The 16,338-nt window shown below is 47.4% G+C and carries 19 protein-coding genes and 1 riboswitch; of the genes, 9 read left to right on the top strand and 10 right to left on the bottom strand.

The annotated features are described in order from the left end of the window. Positions 1–18 precede the first annotated feature (18 nt). Together K3G25_RS01180 and K3G25_RS01175 are read right to left on the bottom strand one after the other, a co-directional pair. The gene (locus tag K3G25_RS01180) at positions 19–561 is read right to left on the bottom strand and encodes an MFS transporter (protein ID WP_003155082.1); all 543 of its coding nucleotides are present in this window, start codon (positions 559–561) and stop codon (positions 19–21) included. Further along, complete coding sequence (locus K3G25_RS01175; RefSeq protein ID WP_110124637.1) at positions 558–1,994, bottom strand: FAD-binding oxidoreductase; 1,437 nt, start codon at positions 1,992–1,994, stop codon at positions 558–560. The genes K3G25_RS01180 and K3G25_RS01175 overlap by 4 nt, the downstream gene beginning before the upstream one ends. A gap of 185 nt (positions 1,995–2,179) precedes the next feature. Here K3G25_RS01175 and fosM point away from each other — a divergent pair, with 185 nt between their 5' ends. Further along, positions 2,180–2,623: a FosM family fosfomycin resistance protein gene (gene fosM, locus K3G25_RS01170; protein ID WP_007409139.1), complete on the top strand. Its 444-nt coding sequence runs from the start codon at positions 2,180–2,182 to the stop codon at positions 2,621–2,623. Between the two features lie 108 nt (positions 2,624–2,731). On the opposite strand, the gene K3G25_RS01165 is transcribed toward fosM, so the two are convergent. Together K3G25_RS01165 and K3G25_RS01160 are read right to left on the bottom strand one after the other, a co-directional pair. After that, positions 2,732–3,040: a metal-sulfur cluster assembly factor gene (locus K3G25_RS01165; protein ID WP_003155088.1), complete on the bottom strand. Its 309-nt coding sequence runs from the start codon at positions 3,038–3,040 to the stop codon at positions 2,732–2,734. 62 nt (positions 3,041–3,102) lie between these two features. After that, positions 3,103–3,870, bottom strand: coding sequence for a prolyl oligopeptidase family serine peptidase (locus K3G25_RS01160; protein WP_007409140.1), 768 nt, complete (start codon positions 3,868–3,870; stop codon positions 3,103–3,105). A 120-nt stretch (positions 3,871–3,990) separates the two neighbouring features. On the opposite strand from K3G25_RS01160, the gene K3G25_RS01155 reads away from it, so the two are divergent. The 3 genes from K3G25_RS01155 to K3G25_RS01145 all read left to right on the top strand — a co-directional run bounded on the left by K3G25_RS01155 (position 3,991) and on the right by K3G25_RS01145 (position 5,235). Then, a complete protein-coding gene (locus K3G25_RS01155) occupies positions 3,991–4,803 on the top strand; it encodes a Cof-type HAD-IIB family hydrolase (protein WP_021494966.1) in 813 nt (270 codons plus the stop codon). A gap of 85 nt (positions 4,804–4,888) precedes the next feature. Next, on the top strand, positions 4,889–5,038 hold the full coding sequence (locus tag K3G25_RS01150) for a hypothetical protein (protein WP_003155094.1): 150 nt from the start codon (positions 4,889–4,891) through the stop codon (positions 5,036–5,038). Continuing rightward, positions 5,038–5,235 (top strand): DUF3813 domain-containing protein, encoded by a 198-nt coding sequence (locus K3G25_RS01145; protein ID WP_003155097.1) that lies wholly within the window; start codon positions 5,038–5,040, stop codon positions 5,233–5,235. Before K3G25_RS01150 ends, K3G25_RS01145 begins: the two co-directional genes overlap by 1 nt. Before the next feature lie 36 nt (positions 5,236–5,271). On the opposite strand, the gene K3G25_RS01140 is transcribed toward K3G25_RS01145, so the two are convergent. Continuing rightward, complete coding sequence (locus tag K3G25_RS01140; protein WP_022553571.1) at positions 5,272–5,733, bottom strand: BsuPI-related putative proteinase inhibitor; 462 nt, start codon at positions 5,731–5,733, stop codon at positions 5,272–5,274. Between the two features lie 14 nt (positions 5,734–5,747). Further along, positions 5,748–6,590 (bottom strand): YitT family protein, encoded by an 843-nt coding sequence (locus K3G25_RS01135; RefSeq protein ID WP_007610547.1) that lies wholly within the window; start codon positions 6,588–6,590, stop codon positions 5,748–5,750. Between the two features lie 125 nt (positions 6,591–6,715). On the opposite strand from K3G25_RS01135, the gene K3G25_RS01130 reads away from it, so the two are divergent. Together K3G25_RS01130 and K3G25_RS01125 are read left to right on the top strand one after the other, a co-directional pair. Beyond that, positions 6,716–7,567: a DegV family protein gene (locus K3G25_RS01130; RefSeq protein ID WP_014417393.1), complete on the top strand. Its 852-nt coding sequence runs from the start codon at positions 6,716–6,718 to the stop codon at positions 7,565–7,567. A gap of 48 nt (positions 7,568–7,615) precedes the next feature. Next, on the top strand, positions 7,616–7,738 hold the full coding sequence (locus K3G25_RS01125; RefSeq protein WP_003155105.1) for a DUF3941 domain-containing protein: 123 nt from the start codon (positions 7,616–7,618) through the stop codon (positions 7,736–7,738). A 48-nt stretch (positions 7,739–7,786) separates the two neighbouring features. On the opposite strand, the gene K3G25_RS01120 is transcribed toward K3G25_RS01125, so the two are convergent. The 4 genes from K3G25_RS01120 to K3G25_RS01105 all read right to left on the bottom strand — a co-directional run bounded on the left by K3G25_RS01120 (position 7,787) and on the right by K3G25_RS01105 (position 12,860). Further along, entirely contained in the window at positions 7,787–9,037 is a 1,251-nt protein-coding gene (locus K3G25_RS01120) for a CYP152 family fatty-acid peroxygenase CypC (protein WP_232489532.1), read from the bottom strand. Between the two features lie 132 nt (positions 9,038–9,169). Next, on the bottom strand, positions 9,170–10,819 hold the full coding sequence (locus K3G25_RS01115) for a methyl-accepting chemotaxis protein (protein ID WP_029973159.1): 1,650 nt from the start codon (positions 10,817–10,819) through the stop codon (positions 9,170–9,172). Further along, positions 10,816–11,793: a BMP family lipoprotein gene (locus K3G25_RS01110; protein WP_232489531.1), complete on the bottom strand. Its 978-nt coding sequence runs from the start codon at positions 11,791–11,793 to the stop codon at positions 10,816–10,818. Before K3G25_RS01110 ends, K3G25_RS01115 begins: the two co-directional genes overlap by 4 nt. A gap of 170 nt (positions 11,794–11,963) precedes the next feature. Next, complete coding sequence (locus tag K3G25_RS01105) at positions 11,964–12,860, bottom strand: CvfB family protein (RefSeq protein ID WP_170936341.1); 897 nt, start codon at positions 12,858–12,860, stop codon at positions 11,964–11,966. 99 nt (positions 12,861–12,959) lie between these two features. Between K3G25_RS01105 and K3G25_RS01100 the strand changes: the two genes are divergently transcribed. From K3G25_RS01100 to K3G25_RS01090, 3 genes are all read left to right on the top strand, one after another. After that, positions 12,960–13,451, top strand: coding sequence for a YajQ family cyclic di-GMP-binding protein (locus K3G25_RS01100; RefSeq protein ID WP_014417389.1), 492 nt, complete (start codon positions 12,960–12,962; stop codon positions 13,449–13,451). Between the two features lie 100 nt (positions 13,452–13,551). After that, positions 13,552–13,673, top strand: a riboswitch (SAM riboswitch). Between the two features lie 89 nt (positions 13,674–13,762). Then, positions 13,763–15,604, top strand: coding sequence for a bifunctional homocysteine S-methyltransferase/methylenetetrahydrofolate reductase (locus K3G25_RS01095; protein ID WP_014417388.1), 1,842 nt, complete (start codon positions 13,763–13,765; stop codon positions 15,602–15,604). An 82-nt stretch (positions 15,605–15,686) separates the two neighbouring features. Next, positions 15,687–16,127 (top strand): GNAT family N-acetyltransferase, encoded by a 441-nt coding sequence (locus K3G25_RS01090; RefSeq protein ID WP_007409151.1) that lies wholly within the window; start codon positions 15,687–15,689, stop codon positions 16,125–16,127. Positions 16,128–16,338: the final 211 nt, after the last annotated feature.

The raw sequence follows: 16,338 nt of genomic DNA, 5'->3' as shown, positions 1-16,338 counted from the left end.
AAAAACAGGCTGATCGGATCAGCCTGTTTTCTTCAGCATCATCAGCCCGCTTATAAAAAACAGCACGGAGCTGGCGTAAAAAATAATATAAACCGTAAAGAAATCAGCGAGAAACCCGCCGAGAATAATGGCGGCAGCTGAAAATACGGCCGTCCAGAAATGATAGCTGCCGACTTTTTTTCCCCGCTCCCCGCCGTCGGTGTAATCGGCGATCATGATTTTCTCGCCGTGTTTTTGCATCGCGCCGAACAGGCCCAAAAGCACCTGCACAACATAAACCTGGTGCACGCCGGTAATGTGCGGGAGCGTCAGAAGAAGCACCGCCATCCCCCACGAATTTGCCATAAGGAACCAGCGGGGGTCCAGTCTTGCCGACAGCCGGCCGAGCAGCGGATGAATCAATGCGCCGCTCAGGCCGAACAAGCCGTATGAGAGACCGAATTGCGTGTAGCTGGAACCGATGTTTTTAATAAATAAAATATAAAACGGAAAGATCAGGCTGCCGGCAAAAAAGACACTGCTCTGAGACAGGATCAGCCATTTTAAATGGTTGTGTTTCATGATTTGTACCTCTGATAAAAATAATTCATAAACAAGTCATCCGGATCATATTTGTGTTTTTTCTGAAAGAACATATCGCTTTTCGGATATGCCTCGCGCATCTGCTCTTTCGTTTGGTACAGCATATACGGGAGATAATAACTGCCGCGGTGGCGCAATGCCGTATCCGTCATTTTTCTGACAATCCGCGCCGCACTCGCCTGGCCGTCTTTTGAAAACCCTTCATTGATTAAAAGGACGAGTGAAAACATGTCTTCCTTTGCGTATGACAGATCGGCTTTTTCATTTTTTTGCACGTAGCGGATCGTAATATTTACGAGATTGAGATCTTCATGTGACAGCGTCTTGCGTAAATCATGAATGTACGGCGCAAATTCGCCGACGGGCACGAAGTATTCTTGTAGCACGTCGGTGTTGTCCGTGTTTTCATATTCCAAAAATTTCGATTCTGACCGCATGACATTGTTCCTGGAGACTTTCACGCCGTTTTGGCTGAGAAAATAAGACTGCTGGGTTGACCAGAACCAATTTCTCCCCCAGTCATACCGGCGGGAGAGGCCGAGCGCGAATTTCGTCAGCGCCGGATGCTCATCTTCTTTCAGTTCATTGTGCTGCTTTAATTCTTTCTGATTGTCTGAGAGCGTGTAATCAGTCACATACATGTCATGCAAAAAGCCTTTATCCCCTGTTGCGATCCGTGCGAGATGCATGCGCACGGCGGGGTTGCGCTGAACATGCTGCGTAAAATATTCACTGTATGTATCAGCGTTCATGCGTTTCGTTTTCATTTCATAAAGTTCATCATCCGTCAGCTCAATATCCGCGTCAAGGATGACGCCGAACAGGCCGTAGCCGCCGATGACGGCTGAAAACAGGTCATCTTTCGGAGTAACGGTGATGACTTTGCCGTCCGCCTTTAAAAGATGAAACGATTTGACCGTATCAATCAGCGAACCGTACCGGATATCCCGGCCGTGGGCGTTGGCGCTCAGTGAGCCGCCGATCGTAAAAATGTTTTGCGATTGCATGACTTTTACCGCGAGCCCGTACGGATTGACATAGCGCTGAATATCATTCCACGTCGCTCCCGCCTGCACTCTGATGATTTTTTTCTTTCGGTCGAGACCGAGTATTTTGTTGTAGCCCGTCATGTCGAGAACGATACCGTCTTCATAATACGTCTGGCCGCCCATTGAGTGCTGGGCGCCTGCGATTGAGATCTTCAGATGCTTTCTCTTTGCTTCCTTAATGGTTTCGATCAATGTTTCTTTCTCTTTTCCTTTGACCGTCTGCTTAATTTTCACGGGCATGAGACGGCTGACATCCGTCATTGTCCCTGCCTGCTGCTCCGGCTCTTTGTGAAAAGCGGAAACAGCGAACAGCGCCGTATAAACAAGAATGCTAAGGATAATGAGAAGTAATTTTTTCTTCATGGGTTCCTCCCTCGCATGCAGCCGGTCTATTATATCATGCCTTACGTCCGTTTTTTTCCTTTTTAACCCGATACCGGAAAACACACGGCATAAAAAATCCACAGAAATCCTTAAAATGATTTTTTAGTCAGTATATAATCGATATATATGCAGATGTATTACCAAAGGGATTGTTTAAAACAAACATGTTAAATGAGGTGGGGAAAATAAACATAAAAGGAATCAATCATCTTCTTTTTTCTGTTTCAAATTTGGAAAAATCTATAGAATTTTATGAAAAAGTATTTCATGCACAACTCCTGGTTAAAGGGCAAAAGACAGCATATTTTGATCTGAACGGGCTTTGGCTTGCACTTAACTTAGAGGCGGATATACCAAGAAATGAAATACATAAATCTTATACGCATATGGCCTTTACAATTGATCCAAAAGATTTTGATGCAATACATCAAAGATTAAAAAATCTAAATGTAAATATATTAAATGGGCGTCCAAGAGATAAACAAGATCAAAAGTCAATTTATTTTACTGATCCCGATGGGCATAAATTTGAATTCCACACAGGCACACTCCAAGACAGACTGTCCTATTACAAAAAAGATAAACCTCATATGAAATTTTATATATAAAGGTTTGTTTGCGATCCAAAACAAACCCTCACTGTCGCTTATATGCAGACAAAAGAAAAGCACCTCCAAACTTTAGGATGTACCTAAAATCCGAGGTGCATTTTCTTATTACTGAATCCCTAATGCGATTTTTGCGTAGCGTGACATTTTGTCTCTTGTCCACGGCGGATTCCAGACGATGTGGACCTCCGTCTCTTTTACATCCGGAATGTCGGCGAGCGCTTTTTTCACCTCGTCGACGATGATCGGAGCGAGCGGGCACCCCATTGATGTCAGTGTCATCGTAACGTGCGTCAGGCCGTCGTCATCCATATCAACGTCGTATACAAGGCCGAGATTGACGATATCGACGCCGAGCTCAGGGTCAACAACCTGCTCCAAGGCGCCCATGATGTTTTCTTTTAATGCTTCTTCCACGTTCCATCACTCCTTTTTCCTCAGTATAACGTAAAAGCGGGTTTTGTTAACACCTTTGTGCTTTATAAGTGCTTATCGAACCAGGCGACGGTTTCTAAAACGGCGTATCTCGGGACTTTATGGTCAGCCCGTTCGTCTTTCAGAAACTGAAGATGGTCAGGCCGGCTGCTGTAATGAGGTTTAATCGTTTCATAAAAGCCGCGGGTCGGTGCGTACGGAACGACTTTGTCTTGAACGCCGTGCCAGAACAGCAGCGGGCGGCTCCGGAGTTTTTCCGGTTCCAGACTGAGATCAAACGGTTTGAGCCGCGCAAACAGTTCATCGACCTGTTCTTTTGTGACGTCAATGTCGATGTCCTGCTTTTGAATGTGGTCAATCTGCTGCTGAAAAAACGCCGTATAGTTCGGGCTTCCCATCAGACTGACGCCGGCTTTGACCCAATCATACGCGGCCATCGCGCCGAATGTCGTAATTCCGCCCATTGACGTGCCCGCAAGACCGATCCGCCCGTCTTCAATCAGACCGCGCGCTTCAAAATCCTTTTTCAGCACGTCAAGCTCCTCGATTTCATTTAATACAATGTCCCAAAAATGGACGGCGAGCTCTTCCGCTGACAACTGTTCAGCGCGTTCACCGTGGTAAAGAGCTTCCGGCAGCACCGCCCTGAAGCCCTTTTCAGCAAGCAGGTAAGCGAAATGAAGATTATGCTCCTTCGCGCTTGTAAAACCGTGAATAAAGAAAACAAGGGGAGCGGGACGGTCCCGATTTTCTTCTTTTACAATATGTAAAAACGGAATGCCTGATACGGTTTGATGATCAATAAGAATCACGTTGACTCCCTCCTTAGGATAACCATAATCATAAGTGTAACATGTAGACAATAAAGATGGTAAAAAGCTACACTGTACATAAGAGAAAAACAGCAAATTACATGACAAAAGGAGTTATTTATGGAGACAAAACCTTACCTCATCGCTTTAGATCTGGATGGAACCTTATTAAAAGATGATAAAACCATTTCCCCTGAAACGGCGCGGACGATTCAGACGCTGAAAGAAGCGGGTCATCATGTCTGCATCTCAACCGGCCGCCCTTTCCGTTCCAGTTCGATGTATTATGACGAGCTCGGGCTGACAACGCCGATTGTCAATTTTAACGGGGCATTTGTCCACCACCCGAAAGACGAGTCATGGGGACGATACCACACGTCCTTATCTGTCGATGTGGTCAGACAGCTTGCCGAACTTACAGAGACCTATCAAATACATAATGTGCTCGCTGAGATCATTGATGATGTGTACTTCCATTATCATGATGAGCATTTAATTGAGGCGTTTCATATGAATACGGCGAATGTCACATTCGGCGATCTGCGCGAAACAGTCCAAGAAGATGTGACGTCCGTATTGATACATGCAAAGGAAGAGGACGTCGCGGACATACGCGCGCATTTATCCGATGTGCACGCCGAGGTCATTGACCACAGAAGATGGGCGGCTCCTTGGCATGTGATTGAAATTATTAAACACGGCATGAATAAAGCGGTCGGCCTGAAGAAAATCAGCGACTATTACCAAGTGCCGAGAGAACGGATCATCGCGTTCGGCGACGAAGACAACGATCTTGAAATGCTCCGATTTGCCGGGTGCGGCGTAGCGATGGGAAACGGCACGGATGAAGTCAAACAGGCCGCCAACCGCGTCACGGGATCAAATGAAGCGGACGGAATCGCCGAATTTTTAAAATCCTATTTCTCCCTGTGAGGTTTTGCCGCTCATAACACAAAGCCTTCCGCCCATACTAAAACAGACGACTCATCTCGTCTAAATATGGAAGGGGGACATTGCAATGGGTAAACGGAACAAATCAAAACGGTTTATTCAGCAAGGCAAGGACTCTGTCAGTCTTCATGATGCAAGATTTCCATATCGGTCTACATTAGAGGAAGCACAGCATGATGCAGCAAAAGATTCGGCTGAAAGGCAGGTTGACTTTTAATGAGAAACGAACTGTTTTCTCAAGCCAAGTCATTTGTCCAGCAGGCCGTCATGATTGCTAACGGTTTCGAGGACGGCGATCAGGAAAAAGCCGTCTCACGCGCCAAAAACGCCGTGTCTTCCGCGTACGCCAATTCGACGGATGCAGAACGTCAGCAGCTGCACCAATTTCAGGATCAGCTGGAGAAATTGCAATAAAAAAAGGCGCCCCGTTTAGACGAGGGCGCCGCTTTTTTATTTCACTTCAAATGTTTTTACCGTTTTCAGTCTTTTTCCGATCTGATCGGACTTCCCTAAAAACGTCACCGTCACCGTGTATGTTCCCGGACCGGGCACGTTTTTCCACACATCTGAAAAGTCATACGTTTCATTCGGCATTAAGGTCACGGTCTGAAACGCCTGAGTAAACATTCTGTCTTTTGAATAGCGGTACAGTTCTTTGTTATGTTGGTCATGTACGGTCAATTCGAATTTCTGCCCTGAGCTGAATGTGAAATCGATCGGGCTGCCGCTCTTGTTTTTTAAAGACATTTGAAATTCGATCTGCTGATCCGTCTGCACAGGGTTTACGGCTAATTCCGCTTGCTGTTCATTCATCTCTCCGGATACCTCCTCAGCGGGCTCCTTCTGCCCGGATTGACTGCTGCACCCGATCAATAAAATGACCGGTAATAACAGGCCAAACAGCCACTTCATTCTATCCGCTCCTATCAGTCTTTTCTGAAGAAACCAAAGATCCCCGTCGTTTGCACGATATTTGTGAAGGCTTTCGGGTCGACTTCTTTCACGATTTTCTCAAGGTCATACAATTCGTACCGCGTGATGACGATGATCATCATTTCTTTCTGTTCGTTTGTGTAAGCGCCTTTTGCCGGCACCGTCGTAATGCCGCGGACCATTTTCCCGTAAATCGCTTCTTTGATTTCATCGGCTTTTTTCGTAACGATCATGGCGGTCAGTTTCATGTGGCGGGTGTGAATGGCGTCAATCACCCTTGTTGTGACATACAGAGCGACAAGGGTATATAATGCTTTCTCCCATCCTTGCAATAATCCTGCCGTCAAAATGATAATCCCGTTCAAAATGAAGAAATATGTGCCGACCGGTTTATCCTTCCATTTGGCCAACACCATCGACACGATATCAAGACCGCCTGTCGAAGCGCCGAATTTCAGCGTTAAACCGATGCCGATAGCTGAGATGACTCCTCCGAATACGGTATTCAGAAGAATATCGTGCGACAGTCTCATTTCCGGGAGAATTCCCATAAAGACGGACGTCATCGCTACGCTTAATATACTGTATACGGTGAATGATCTGCCGACTTTCAGCCACCCTAACACACCGATGGGAATGTTTAAGAGGAACATGAGAACTCCTGTCGAAATATAAAAGGGGGCGTATTGATCAACGACGCTTGACAGCAGCTGGGCGACACCGGTAAAACCGCTGGCATATACATTCGCCGGTATCAGGAATAAATTCAGTCCCGCCGCATACAGAAACGCGCCGATGACGACGATTGCTAATTTTTTTGCTTGTTCTAGTACCATGGCTTGCTCCTCCGCTCATTTTCATTATTAGCTTTTCCCTTAAAACAAAGTTTTGAACACTATTTTGCCACATTTATATGATATAGTTGGCATCACTCTCACCAATCGGAAAGAAGGGAATTATGATGACAGTTCACCTTATTGCTGACAGCGCCTCTGACCTGCCGAAATCTTATATTGAAGAAAACCGGATCGGGTTCATTCCGCTGCACGTAACACTTGACGGAAACGAATATGAGGACGCGGTCACCATTCAGGCGGATCATATATTTCAAGCGATGCGGGACGGGAAAGTTCCGAAAACATCCCAGGCATCACCGGATACGATAAAAAAAGTATTTTTACAATATGCGGAACTGGGAGAACCGGCGATATACGTCGCCTTTTCCTCAGGTCTTTCCGGCACCTATCAGACGGCCGTAATGATGGCCAATGAAGTAAAAGAGGAATTTCCCGATTTTGATTTACGGATTGTAGATTCCAAATGCGCTTCATTGGGCTGCGGCCTCGCGGTGATGCACGCGCAAACACTCTGTGTTAACGGGAATACAATACAAGAAATCGAAACGTCTGTAAAGAGCTTTTGCGCACGGATGAAACATATATTTACGGTCGATGATGTCGCTTATCTCGCGCGGGGCGGCAGAATTTCAAAAACGTCCGCTTTTGTCGGGGGGCTTTTGAACATCAAACCGATTCTGCATGTGGATGACGGCAGGCTCGTGCCGCTCGAAAAATTGCGCGGACAAAAGAAACTGTTTAAACGGATTATAGAAATGATGAAGGAAGAAGGCGGCGATTGGGCGGATCAAACCGTGGGAATCAGCTATGCAGATAATGAAGAGACGGCGCTTCGGATGAAGGAAATGATTGAAGAAGCGTTCCATCCGAAAGAGATCATTCTTCATTCAATCGGCTCTGCGATCGGCGCCCACTCCGGGCCGGGCACGCTCGCGATTTTTTTCCTGAAGCCATAATTTCAATGCGGGCGGGCATCCTAACGGACAGAAGGGAGGCTTTGCCGCATGAAAGATGATGACAAAAAACCGTTGGACAATAACGCCGTAAATCAGAAAAAGAACCGGCTTGCCGAAAAAAACCGGCAGGCGGGAAAAAACCAGAATTCCAAAAAACCGGACCATCTGTAAAAGCAAAACAGCCCTCTTGTCTTAGAAGAAAGAGGGCTGTTTTTTGTTCTATATGCGTCTAACATCACTTATCGCGAATCCGCTTTCAGGCAATGCCGGCATTCTGGACAGGCTGAAGCTTAAATCTTGGGACGGAACATCGTACTCTATTTCATTGGCAAGAAACGCAAGGGAAGTTTTCATGACTTCCACGGTCATTCCCTCACCCGGACAGCGGTGGCCGTTAGCCGGATCACCTCCGCCCTGGGGAATGAAATCAAATTTATTTTCCTCCCGCCCCTGAAAACGTTCCGGGCGAAATTCATTCGGATTCTCCCAAAGCCGGGAATCATGGTTTGTCCCATATAGGTCAAGCATGACGGAAGCACCCTTTTTAAACTCACAGTTCTTCCATACGAAATCTTTTTTCACAACGGCTCCTAAAAACGGGGCAAACGGGTAATACCGCCGAACTTCATGTGCAAATCTTTCGGCCTCCTGATCATCTCTCGATCTCAGTTTGCCCCGATATTCAGGGTAATCATGCAATGCAAGAGCTGAAAACGTAATGAAGTAAGAAATGGCGGCAATCGGGCGCAGAACATTAATAAGCTCAACAGCAGCCATGTGAGAATCAAGTCTGTTCCCGTCAAGTTCTGTATGAAAAGCCATTTCATACAAGGCTGAGCCCTCCGGCGTTTGCAGCTTGCCGGACCGCACATCCTCAATGACCTCCTCTATCCATTTCTCCGTTTTCAGCCTCGCCCTTCTGCCTTTCCAATGACGCGGTCCGACAGCGCCGAATGCGTCTACCATATCGGTGAAATCCTCTGCCCGCTCTTTCACTTCTGAGTCTTTCAGCGGGACGCCGGCCCACTCACAGGCAGCCCGGCACAGCACTTTCTTCGCTTCATCAAAAAGAACAATTCGGTTTGAACCCTTCCACATTTCCGCAGATGCTTTCCACTGTTTTTCCACCGCTTCCGCAAGCCGTTTTTGCCGGGGCGGCGTCATCAGCGACATAAATAGAAGCTTCCTGTGCTTATGCCGTTCACCGTCCATTGCCTGGATTGCCCCTGTTCCGAATAACGTTTTCTGCACCCGTTTGGGGAGGGCCTGCTGCCGCTGAAATCGTTCTGTGTCATAAAAAAGCTTTGCGGCTTCCGCTCCGCTCATACAAATGAATGTCTTCCCTAATAAACGGGCGCGAAACACATCTGAGCGATAAGTCTCCGCTCGGTTTTTCACAAACACATAACCATCGCGTAATAAAGCCAGACTATTATCAAGACCCTTTTCATGCGGAATTTGTTCATCCATCCCGATTCCTCCCTTCTTTTTTCACCTTTCACGAAAAAGAATAAATATAAACACATGTATATTCAGTATTTGTGTTTCATTCAGAAGTTACTCATGTCAGGCTGCAAAAATCAGGGGCGGGGCAAAAGCCCGTTACAAAGTAAACCGGCGGACCTGATCGTTTAACCGCTCTGTCAGGCTCACCAGATTATTGACGCTTTCCGCCATTTTATGAAAAGAAGACAGCTGCTCAAGTGCGGAGGCAGAAATCTCTTCGCTTCCTGCAGCCGTTTCCTGAACGACGGCGCTGATGCTTTCGGCATGATGCAGCACTTGCTCACCAAGCTGTTTCGATTCGATAATCCGTCCGTCCAATTGAGTAAGCTCCGCTTTAATATGGGCGGCTTTTTGTTCAATATGGGCGAATGATTCTGACGTTTTCTCCATCAGCTCCTGCTGTCTGTCCGCTAAAGCGACGCCGGTCGTGACAGCTCCGGTAATAGACGTGATGCCGTCTTCAATTTGCTTTACCATATCGAAAATCTGCGCTGTCGCTTTGGCTGATCCGTCTGCGAGCTTCCGTATCTCCTCGGCAACGACGGCAAATCCTTTTCCGGACTCGCCTGCTCTGGCCGCCTCGATTGCGGCGTTTAATGACAGCAGATTGGTCTGGCCCGCAATGTCAGAAACGGTCTGCGCCATCATACTGATGCCTGCCGCATGTTCTATGAAGAGATCGGCGGCTTCGGAAATCTCTTTTGATGTCTCATTGCTTTTATCAATGGCTTGCTTGGTCTCGGCTAAAGCACCGCGCCCCGCAGCCACCGCCGCAATCGTCTCTTCGCTGCTTCTCGTCGTTTGTTTTGAACGTTCGGCGTTCGCCTTTGAATGTTCATCCATTTGTTCAATGAATTGCACCGCATGCTGCAGATCTTCTGAAATGGTTTGGGAGCCTTGCGCCATTTCTTCCGTCGACACGGACACCTGCTCGGTCATGTCCTTCAGCGTCTGGTTTTCCTTCGTCAAACCTTCCGCAAACGTCTCGACTTCACGGCCGACCTCTCCGATCGCCTGAATTAAGGTGCGGAGCTGTTCAGCCATCATTCCGAATGAGTCATTCAGCTCTTTCAGTTCGTCTTTCCCTTTATAATCAAGCATTTCAACAGCAAGGTTCCCTCCCGCAATACGACGGGCATTTTCAGCCATGCGGCGTATCGGCCCTGCAATTCTCCTCGTCAGCCTGATGGAAGATATGACGGTGACGGCAAGTATCACGATGGTCAGCACGGCTGCGCTGTAAACGATAAACTGAATCTGGTCAGCCGTCTGCTTCTGCATGTCTTCATAGTGATCCCGGCTTTTCAGATTCAGCATATAAATATCATTCAGAAGACCGTTGATGCGGGCCGCCGTCCTTGTCGCTTCAGCCGGACTTTTCGAATCAAGAGCAGCGTACGCCTCCGCCTGCCACGATTCGTATTTTTTGGCGAGTTTGTCATAAGCGGCTTTGTCCGCATCGTCCGTCATCGTTTTTTTGAGCGCCGCCAGTTTGTCTGAGCTGCTTTTCATATAGCTTCGCACATCTTCTTTCTGAGCGTCTGCGAGCGTATAGGAATAGCCGGTGATGCTTTCTTTTAACGTATTAAGGTCAGCTTTTGCTTCCTGGACGTTTAACAGAGTGTCCACTTCATCTTCATTTGAAGCCTGAATCTTCATCATGTTTACGATGGTAAAGCCGATGACGGCGGCGAAGCAAATCATCGTAACGGCTGCGTTAACGAGCAGCCTTGTCCGTAATGTCACTTCAGATCGCCTCCTTTTTCAATCAGGCTGTTTTTCATATCCGTGATCTTTTTCGTCAGCCCGCCTGCGTTTTTGACAACTCTGATCTTAGCTAAGTCCATGCCGTTTTCCTTCAGTCCGTAAACGATCTCACCGCTTTTGATCTCCTTGTTGTCTTTTAAATCTTTCGCCAATTCATAGATGACATGGTCGACATTTTTCACTAAAGATGAGATAACGGCGTGCTCGGCGGTGTAATATTGATCGCTGTCAACACCGATGGCGTATACTTTTTGCGCCTCCGCTTCTTTCAGTGCGCCGACTCCCGTGAAGCCGGCCGCCGTAAACAGGACATCGGCTTTTTTTCGGATCATGTTTTGGGCGATGCGCTTCCCGAGCTTATCATCATCAAACGTACCGCTGATGTCCGACAGCACGCGGATTTTCGGTTTGACTGATTCCGCGCCTTTCAGATAGCCTTTTTTAAACCGTTTAATGACGTCGGCATCGGAACCGCCGATAAATCCAATCGTGCCGGTTTTGCTCGTCATAGCCGCCAGCGCTCCGGCTAAGAAGCTTCCTTCATCCTCTTTAAACGTGACGGAGGTGACATTATCCAGATCTGATACGGAATCAATCAGCACAAACCGCTGCTTCGGATATTTTTTGGCGACCTTTTCTAAATCCGCCTGCATGCTGTAACCGAGCCCCACCACAAGATCATTGCCTTCCCGGACAAGCTGGGTCAGTCCTTTTTCGTATGTACCGGTATCTTTTATTTCCCGGTAATCAAATGTGATGCCGAGCTCGTCTCTCGCTTTCATCAAACCTTGAAAGCCTGAATCATTAAATGATTGGTCGCCGAGGCCGTTGTCTGTCAGCATGATGCCGATTGTTTTCGTTTTTTCGGCCTCCGTTTCCTCAGATTTGCCGGCACATCCCGCCGTGCTGAGCGCAAGCAGCAGTACAGCCGCAAATATCGCCATTTTTCTCATTGAAACTCTCCTTTTGTTTTTTCTATAGTTATATATCGGTTCGGATGTCAGAATATTTTATTTCAATAAAATATGTATGTTCGGCAGGGTGTTAAACAAATGAGGAATATAGCAGCTTTTGAGAAAATAAAAAACATCGGTTTTGGTTCACCGATGTTTTTGCAGAACATTTATTGTTTTTCGTATGTCCAGCCGTCTTCCTGATAGACCTTGCCGTTTTTCATCAGATGCCCGAGCGCCCGCTTAAAGGCGGCTTTGCTTAAATGAAACCGTTCGCGGATATCGTCAGGATGGCTTTTGTCTCCGTAAGGCATCGCGCCGTTTCTTGATCTCAGATAGGTCAGAATTTCTTCCGCGTCAACCGAAAGCGCATCCTGCTTTCTCGGCAGCAGGGACATGTTGACGGAGCCGTCTTCCTTTACCTCGATGACACGCCCTGTCACGCGGCTGCCGAGTCTCGGCTCTTCTTTTCTTTCTGAAGGGTGAATAAACGCGCGGATGCCTTCATCGGTAATCAGAAAAGAGCCTGATGCGATCAGTCTGTACACCGTGCCTGTCAGGTCTTTATTCATGACGTCTTCCTCTGCATCCGTAAATAATTCACTGATGATATCCTCAGGCGCCGGTTTGGCAAACATGCGCCCGCGGCTTGTCACCTTCAGCATGCAATACAGTCTGTCTCCTTTTTGCGGCCAGACGGATTTGTACGGAGGCAGGTGCTCCGTTGCGACGAGCGCGTCTTTTGACAGACCGACGTCGACGAATACGCCCATATCTTCCACAGCGTCCGTCACTTCCACCCATCCGTAGTCATAAAAGCTGATGAGCGGCTTTTTCATCGTCGCCGCGAGTCTTTCCTGATGATCGACGTAAATAAATACGTCCACTTCATCTCTGTCTTCGATATCCTCTGTGATTTCACTGTTATGTAAAAGAACCGTATCCTCGCCGTCAGTTAAAAAATAACCGAAATCGGTTTGGTGATCTATACTAAGCGTGAGCTGCTGCCCTGGTCTCATGTTATCGTCCTTCCTGATTCGCCCGTATGAGGCTGATGTTTTTCTCATTTTTTCCAATATGCATAAATTCATGCTTTATGCTGTTGGACATTTCTCTTTATTCTACTATAATCAACTCATAAGTGAAATGTTATAGGAGGTTTTCTCATGGCAAAAGAAAGTTCTTTTGATATTGTATCCAAAGTTGAATTTCCCGAAGTGCAGAATGCGATTCAGATGACGCTGAAAGAAATCGGCACGCGCTATGACTTTAAAGGATCGAAAAGCGATGTGAAGTTAGAAAAGGAAGAACTTGTCCTGATTTCTGATGACGAGTTTAAACTGAATCAGCTCAAAGATGTGCTGAGCGGCAAGCTGATCAAACGGGACGTGCCGACGAAAAACATTGAATACGGCAAAATCGAAAATGCAACTGGAGGCACGGTGCGCCAGCGCGCGAAGCTTGTACAGGGCATTGATAAAGACAATGCCAAAAAAATCAACGCGGTGATTAAAAACTCCGGCTTGAAGGTCAAGTCGCAGATTCAGGACGACCAAGTGCGCGTCACCGGAAAAAATAAAGATGATCTGCAGCAGATTATTGCAGCCGTCCGCGGAGCAGACCTGCCGATTGACGTTCAATTTATTAATTTTAGATAAATTATGTGATTCCTATTGATTATTGTCTCTATTTTCGGTAAATTTGGAGAAAGGGATTTTCACAGTTAAGTTTTGGAAACCCATGACAATTACATGAACGTTCTTATCAAGAGAAGCCGAGGGACTGGCCCGACGACGCTTCAGCAACCGGTGTAGTGGTTTACCCAAACCATGACCAAGGTGCTAAATCCAGCAAGCTAAAAACAGCTTGGAAGATAAGAAGAGAGACAAATGATTACAAAGTCTTCTTCTTAAGAAGACTTTTTTTATTTCTCTTTTTTCCTTGCTGAATGTGATGAAGGAGGCAAACAATGGGACTATTACAAGACTTAGAAGAACGGATTTTAATCGGGGACGGCGCGATGGGCACTCTCCTCTATTCCTACGGCATTGACAGATGTTTTGAGGAACTGAACGTATCAAAGCCCGAAGAAATCAAGCGGATACATAAGGCTTACGTGGAAGCCGGGGCAGACATCATCCAGACAAATACGTACGGCGCGAATTTTATTAAGCTCTCAAGATACGGACTTGAGGATGAAACGAAAAAAATCAATCAGGAGGCGGTCAGAATCGCGCGCGCTTCCTCAGACGGCGCTTATGTATTGGGAACGATGGGCGGCATCCGCACCTTTAACAAAAACGCCTACAGCCTGGAGGAGATTAAACGCAGCTTTCGGGAGCAGCTTTATTTATTGCTGCACGAAGAGCCGGACGGTCTGCTTCTGGAAACATACTATGATTTAGAAGAGGCGCGTGAAGTGCTGAAGATCGCGAGAAAAGAAACGGAACTTCCGATTATGCTGAACGTATCCATGCACGAACAGGGCGTTCTGCAGGACGGAACGCCGCTTCGGGAAGCCCTCAGGTCCATTGCCGATCTCGGCGCTGACATAACGGGAATCAATTGCCGGCTCGGCCCGTACCACATGATTGAAGCGCTCACCGAAGTGCCGATTTTCCGTGACGCTTATTTATCGGTCTATCCGAACAGCAGCCTTCCGTCTTTAGAAGAAGGCCGGCTTGTTTATGATACGGACGATGCCTATTTCCGGGAGAGCGCCGTACAGTTCCGCACTCAGGGCGCGCGCATTATCGGCGGCTGCTGCGGTACGACGCCAAACCATATCAGAGCCATGGCTGAAGCGGTCCGCGGACTTTCTCCCGTCACTGATAAAGAAGTGAAAATCAGACGGGAAGAGGAAGTCATCTCAGTCCGTAATGAACGGACCGAGCCTGGTTTAAACGAAATCGCCGCTCAAAAACGGTCAATTATCGTAGAGCTTGATCCGCCGAAGAAATTGAATTTTGACAAATTTCTGCAAGCGGCGGCTGAATTAAAAGAAACCGGCATAGAAGCGCTGACGCTCGCCGACAATTCATTGGCGACACCGCGGATCAGTAATGCCGCGTGCGGTTCATTGCTGAAAGAGCGCCTTGATATCCGTTCTCTCGTTCACATTACATGCAGAGACCGCAACATCATCGGCCTTCAGTCACATTTAATGGGGCTGGATACGCTCGGGCTCACCGACATTTTAGCCATCACGGGTGATCCTTCAAAAATCGGTGACTTTCCGGGGGCTACCTCCGTCTATGATTTAACGTCCTTTGATTTGATCAGGCTGATTAAACAATTCAACGAGGGCATTTCTTTATCAGGGAAACCGCTCGGCAAGAAAACGAACTTTTCCGTAGCCGGAGCATTTAATCCGAATGTCCGCCATCTTGATAAAGCAGTCAAACGGCTGGAGAAAAAAATCGAGTGCGGAGCTGACTACTTTGTGTCCCAGCCTGTCTACTCGGAGCAGCAGCTCATTGACATTCATCATGAAACGAAGCATCTCAAAACACCGGTGTATATCGGAATCATGCCGTTAACGAGCAGCCGCAACGCAGAGTTCATTCATCATGAAATCCCGGGCATTAAGCTGTCAGACAGCATCCGCGAAAAAATGGCGCTCGCCGGCGAAGACAAGCGAAAGCAGAAAGCCGAAGGCCTCGCCATCGCCAAGTCGCTTCTCGACACGGCGTGCGAACTGTTTAACGGAATTTATTTAATCACCCCGTTTCTCCGTTCTGATTTGACGTCAGAGCTTGCAGCTTATATTAAGCAAAAGGATGAAAAGCGGGCTGATGTATATTTGCATTGACGCGGAAGAGGCCGCCTGATATGACAGGCGGCTTTTTCATGGTACGATACAGAAAAAGAATCAAGCAAAGGAGGATTTTTTCATGGTTGAAGTAAAACCCATCACCGCAGAAGACACATACGCGATCAGACACAGCGTGCTGCGCCCCCATCAGACGATTGAGGATTGTAAATATGATCAGGACAGCGTCAAAGGAGCCTTTCATCTCGGAGGTTTTTACGACGGAACATTGATCAGCATCGCTTCTTTCTACCCGCAGAACCAGCAGGCTTTACAGGCAGCGCCCGCCTACCAGCTGCGCGGCATGGCGACGCTTGAGGAATACCGGACGCAAAAAGCGGGAAGCACGTTAATCGCCTATGCGGAACGGAAACTGGCAGATATGGGGGCGGCGCTTGTCTGGTGCAACGCCAGATGTCACGTAAAGGGATATTACGAAAAGCTCGGCTGGAAAAGCACGGGCAGCCCCTTTGACATACCCGGCATCGGCCCGCATGTGATCATGTATAAAGAACTCGCCTGAAACAGACAAAAGCCCTCTTATCAGGGCTTTGTTTTTATCTTTCAGTGGGCGGATGACGTTCAAACGGAATGAAGCTTTTATAAGCGCCGCTATTGACGCGATCCCGCTTTGATATTACCCTTTGTTCAGTAAGCAACACGCCATTCGGCAAGGGTGGCAGGGTCGAAAGCGATATCTGCCAATTGCCGGTTTCAGCTATTATGTTTAGAAA

It is taken from the genome of Bacillus sp. FCW2 (assembly GCF_021228595.1).
GTDB classification, from domain to species: domain Bacteria; phylum Bacillota; class Bacilli; order Bacillales; family Bacillaceae; genus Bacillus; species Bacillus velezensis.
The sequence above is the reverse complement of the archived record's forward strand: the minus strand, read 5'-3'. Positions and strand labels throughout refer to the sequence as shown.

Bases quoted from the DNA above. Each gene is read 5' to 3' on its own strand.
- K3G25_RS01180 (WP_003155082.1), bottom strand. From the start codon at position 561: ATGAAACACAACCATTTAAAATGGCTGATCCTGTCTCAGAGCAGTGTC.
- K3G25_RS01175 (WP_110124637.1), bottom strand. From the start codon at position 1,994: ATGAAGAAAAAATTACTTCTCATTATCCTTAGCATTCTTGTTTATACG.
- fosM (WP_007409139.1), top strand. From the start codon at position 2,180: ATGTTAAATGAGGTGGGGAAAATAAACATAAAAGGAATCAATCATCTT.
- K3G25_RS01155 (WP_021494966.1), top strand. From the start codon at position 3,991: ATGGAGACAAAACCTTACCTCATCGCTTTAGATCTGGATGGAACCTTA.
- K3G25_RS01150 (WP_003155094.1), top strand. From the start codon at position 4,889: ATGGGTAAACGGAACAAATCAAAACGGTTTATTCAGCAAGGCAAGGAC.
- K3G25_RS01145 (WP_003155097.1), top strand. From the start codon at position 5,038: ATGAGAAACGAACTGTTTTCTCAAGCCAAGTCATTTGTCCAGCAGGCC.
- K3G25_RS01140 (WP_022553571.1), bottom strand. From the start codon at position 5,733: ATGAAGTGGCTGTTTGGCCTGTTATTACCGGTCATTTTATTGATCGGG.
- K3G25_RS01135 (WP_007610547.1), bottom strand. From the start codon at position 6,590: ATGGTACTAGAACAAGCAAAAAAATTAGCAATCGTCGTCATCGGCGCG.
- K3G25_RS01130 (WP_014417393.1), top strand. From the start codon at position 6,716: ATGACAGTTCACCTTATTGCTGACAGCGCCTCTGACCTGCCGAAATCT.
- K3G25_RS01125 (WP_003155105.1), top strand. From the start codon at position 7,616: ATGAAAGATGATGACAAAAAACCGTTGGACAATAACGCCGTAAATCAG.
- K3G25_RS01120 (WP_232489532.1), bottom strand. From the start codon at position 9,037: ATGGATGAACAAATTCCGCATGAAAAGGGTCTTGATAATAGTCTGGCT.
- K3G25_RS01110 (WP_232489531.1), bottom strand. From the start codon at position 11,793: ATGAGAAAAATGGCGATATTTGCGGCTGTACTGCTGCTTGCGCTCAGC.
- K3G25_RS01105 (WP_170936341.1), bottom strand. From the start codon at position 12,860: ATGAGAAAAACATCAGCCTCATACGGGCGAATCAGGAAGGACGATAAC.
- K3G25_RS01100 (WP_014417389.1), top strand. From the start codon at position 12,960: ATGGCAAAAGAAAGTTCTTTTGATATTGTATCCAAAGTTGAATTTCCC.
- K3G25_RS01095 (WP_014417388.1), top strand. From the start codon at position 13,763: ATGGGACTATTACAAGACTTAGAAGAACGGATTTTAATCGGGGACGGC.
- K3G25_RS01090 (WP_007409151.1), top strand. From the start codon at position 15,687: ATGGTTGAAGTAAAACCCATCACCGCAGAAGACACATACGCGATCAGA.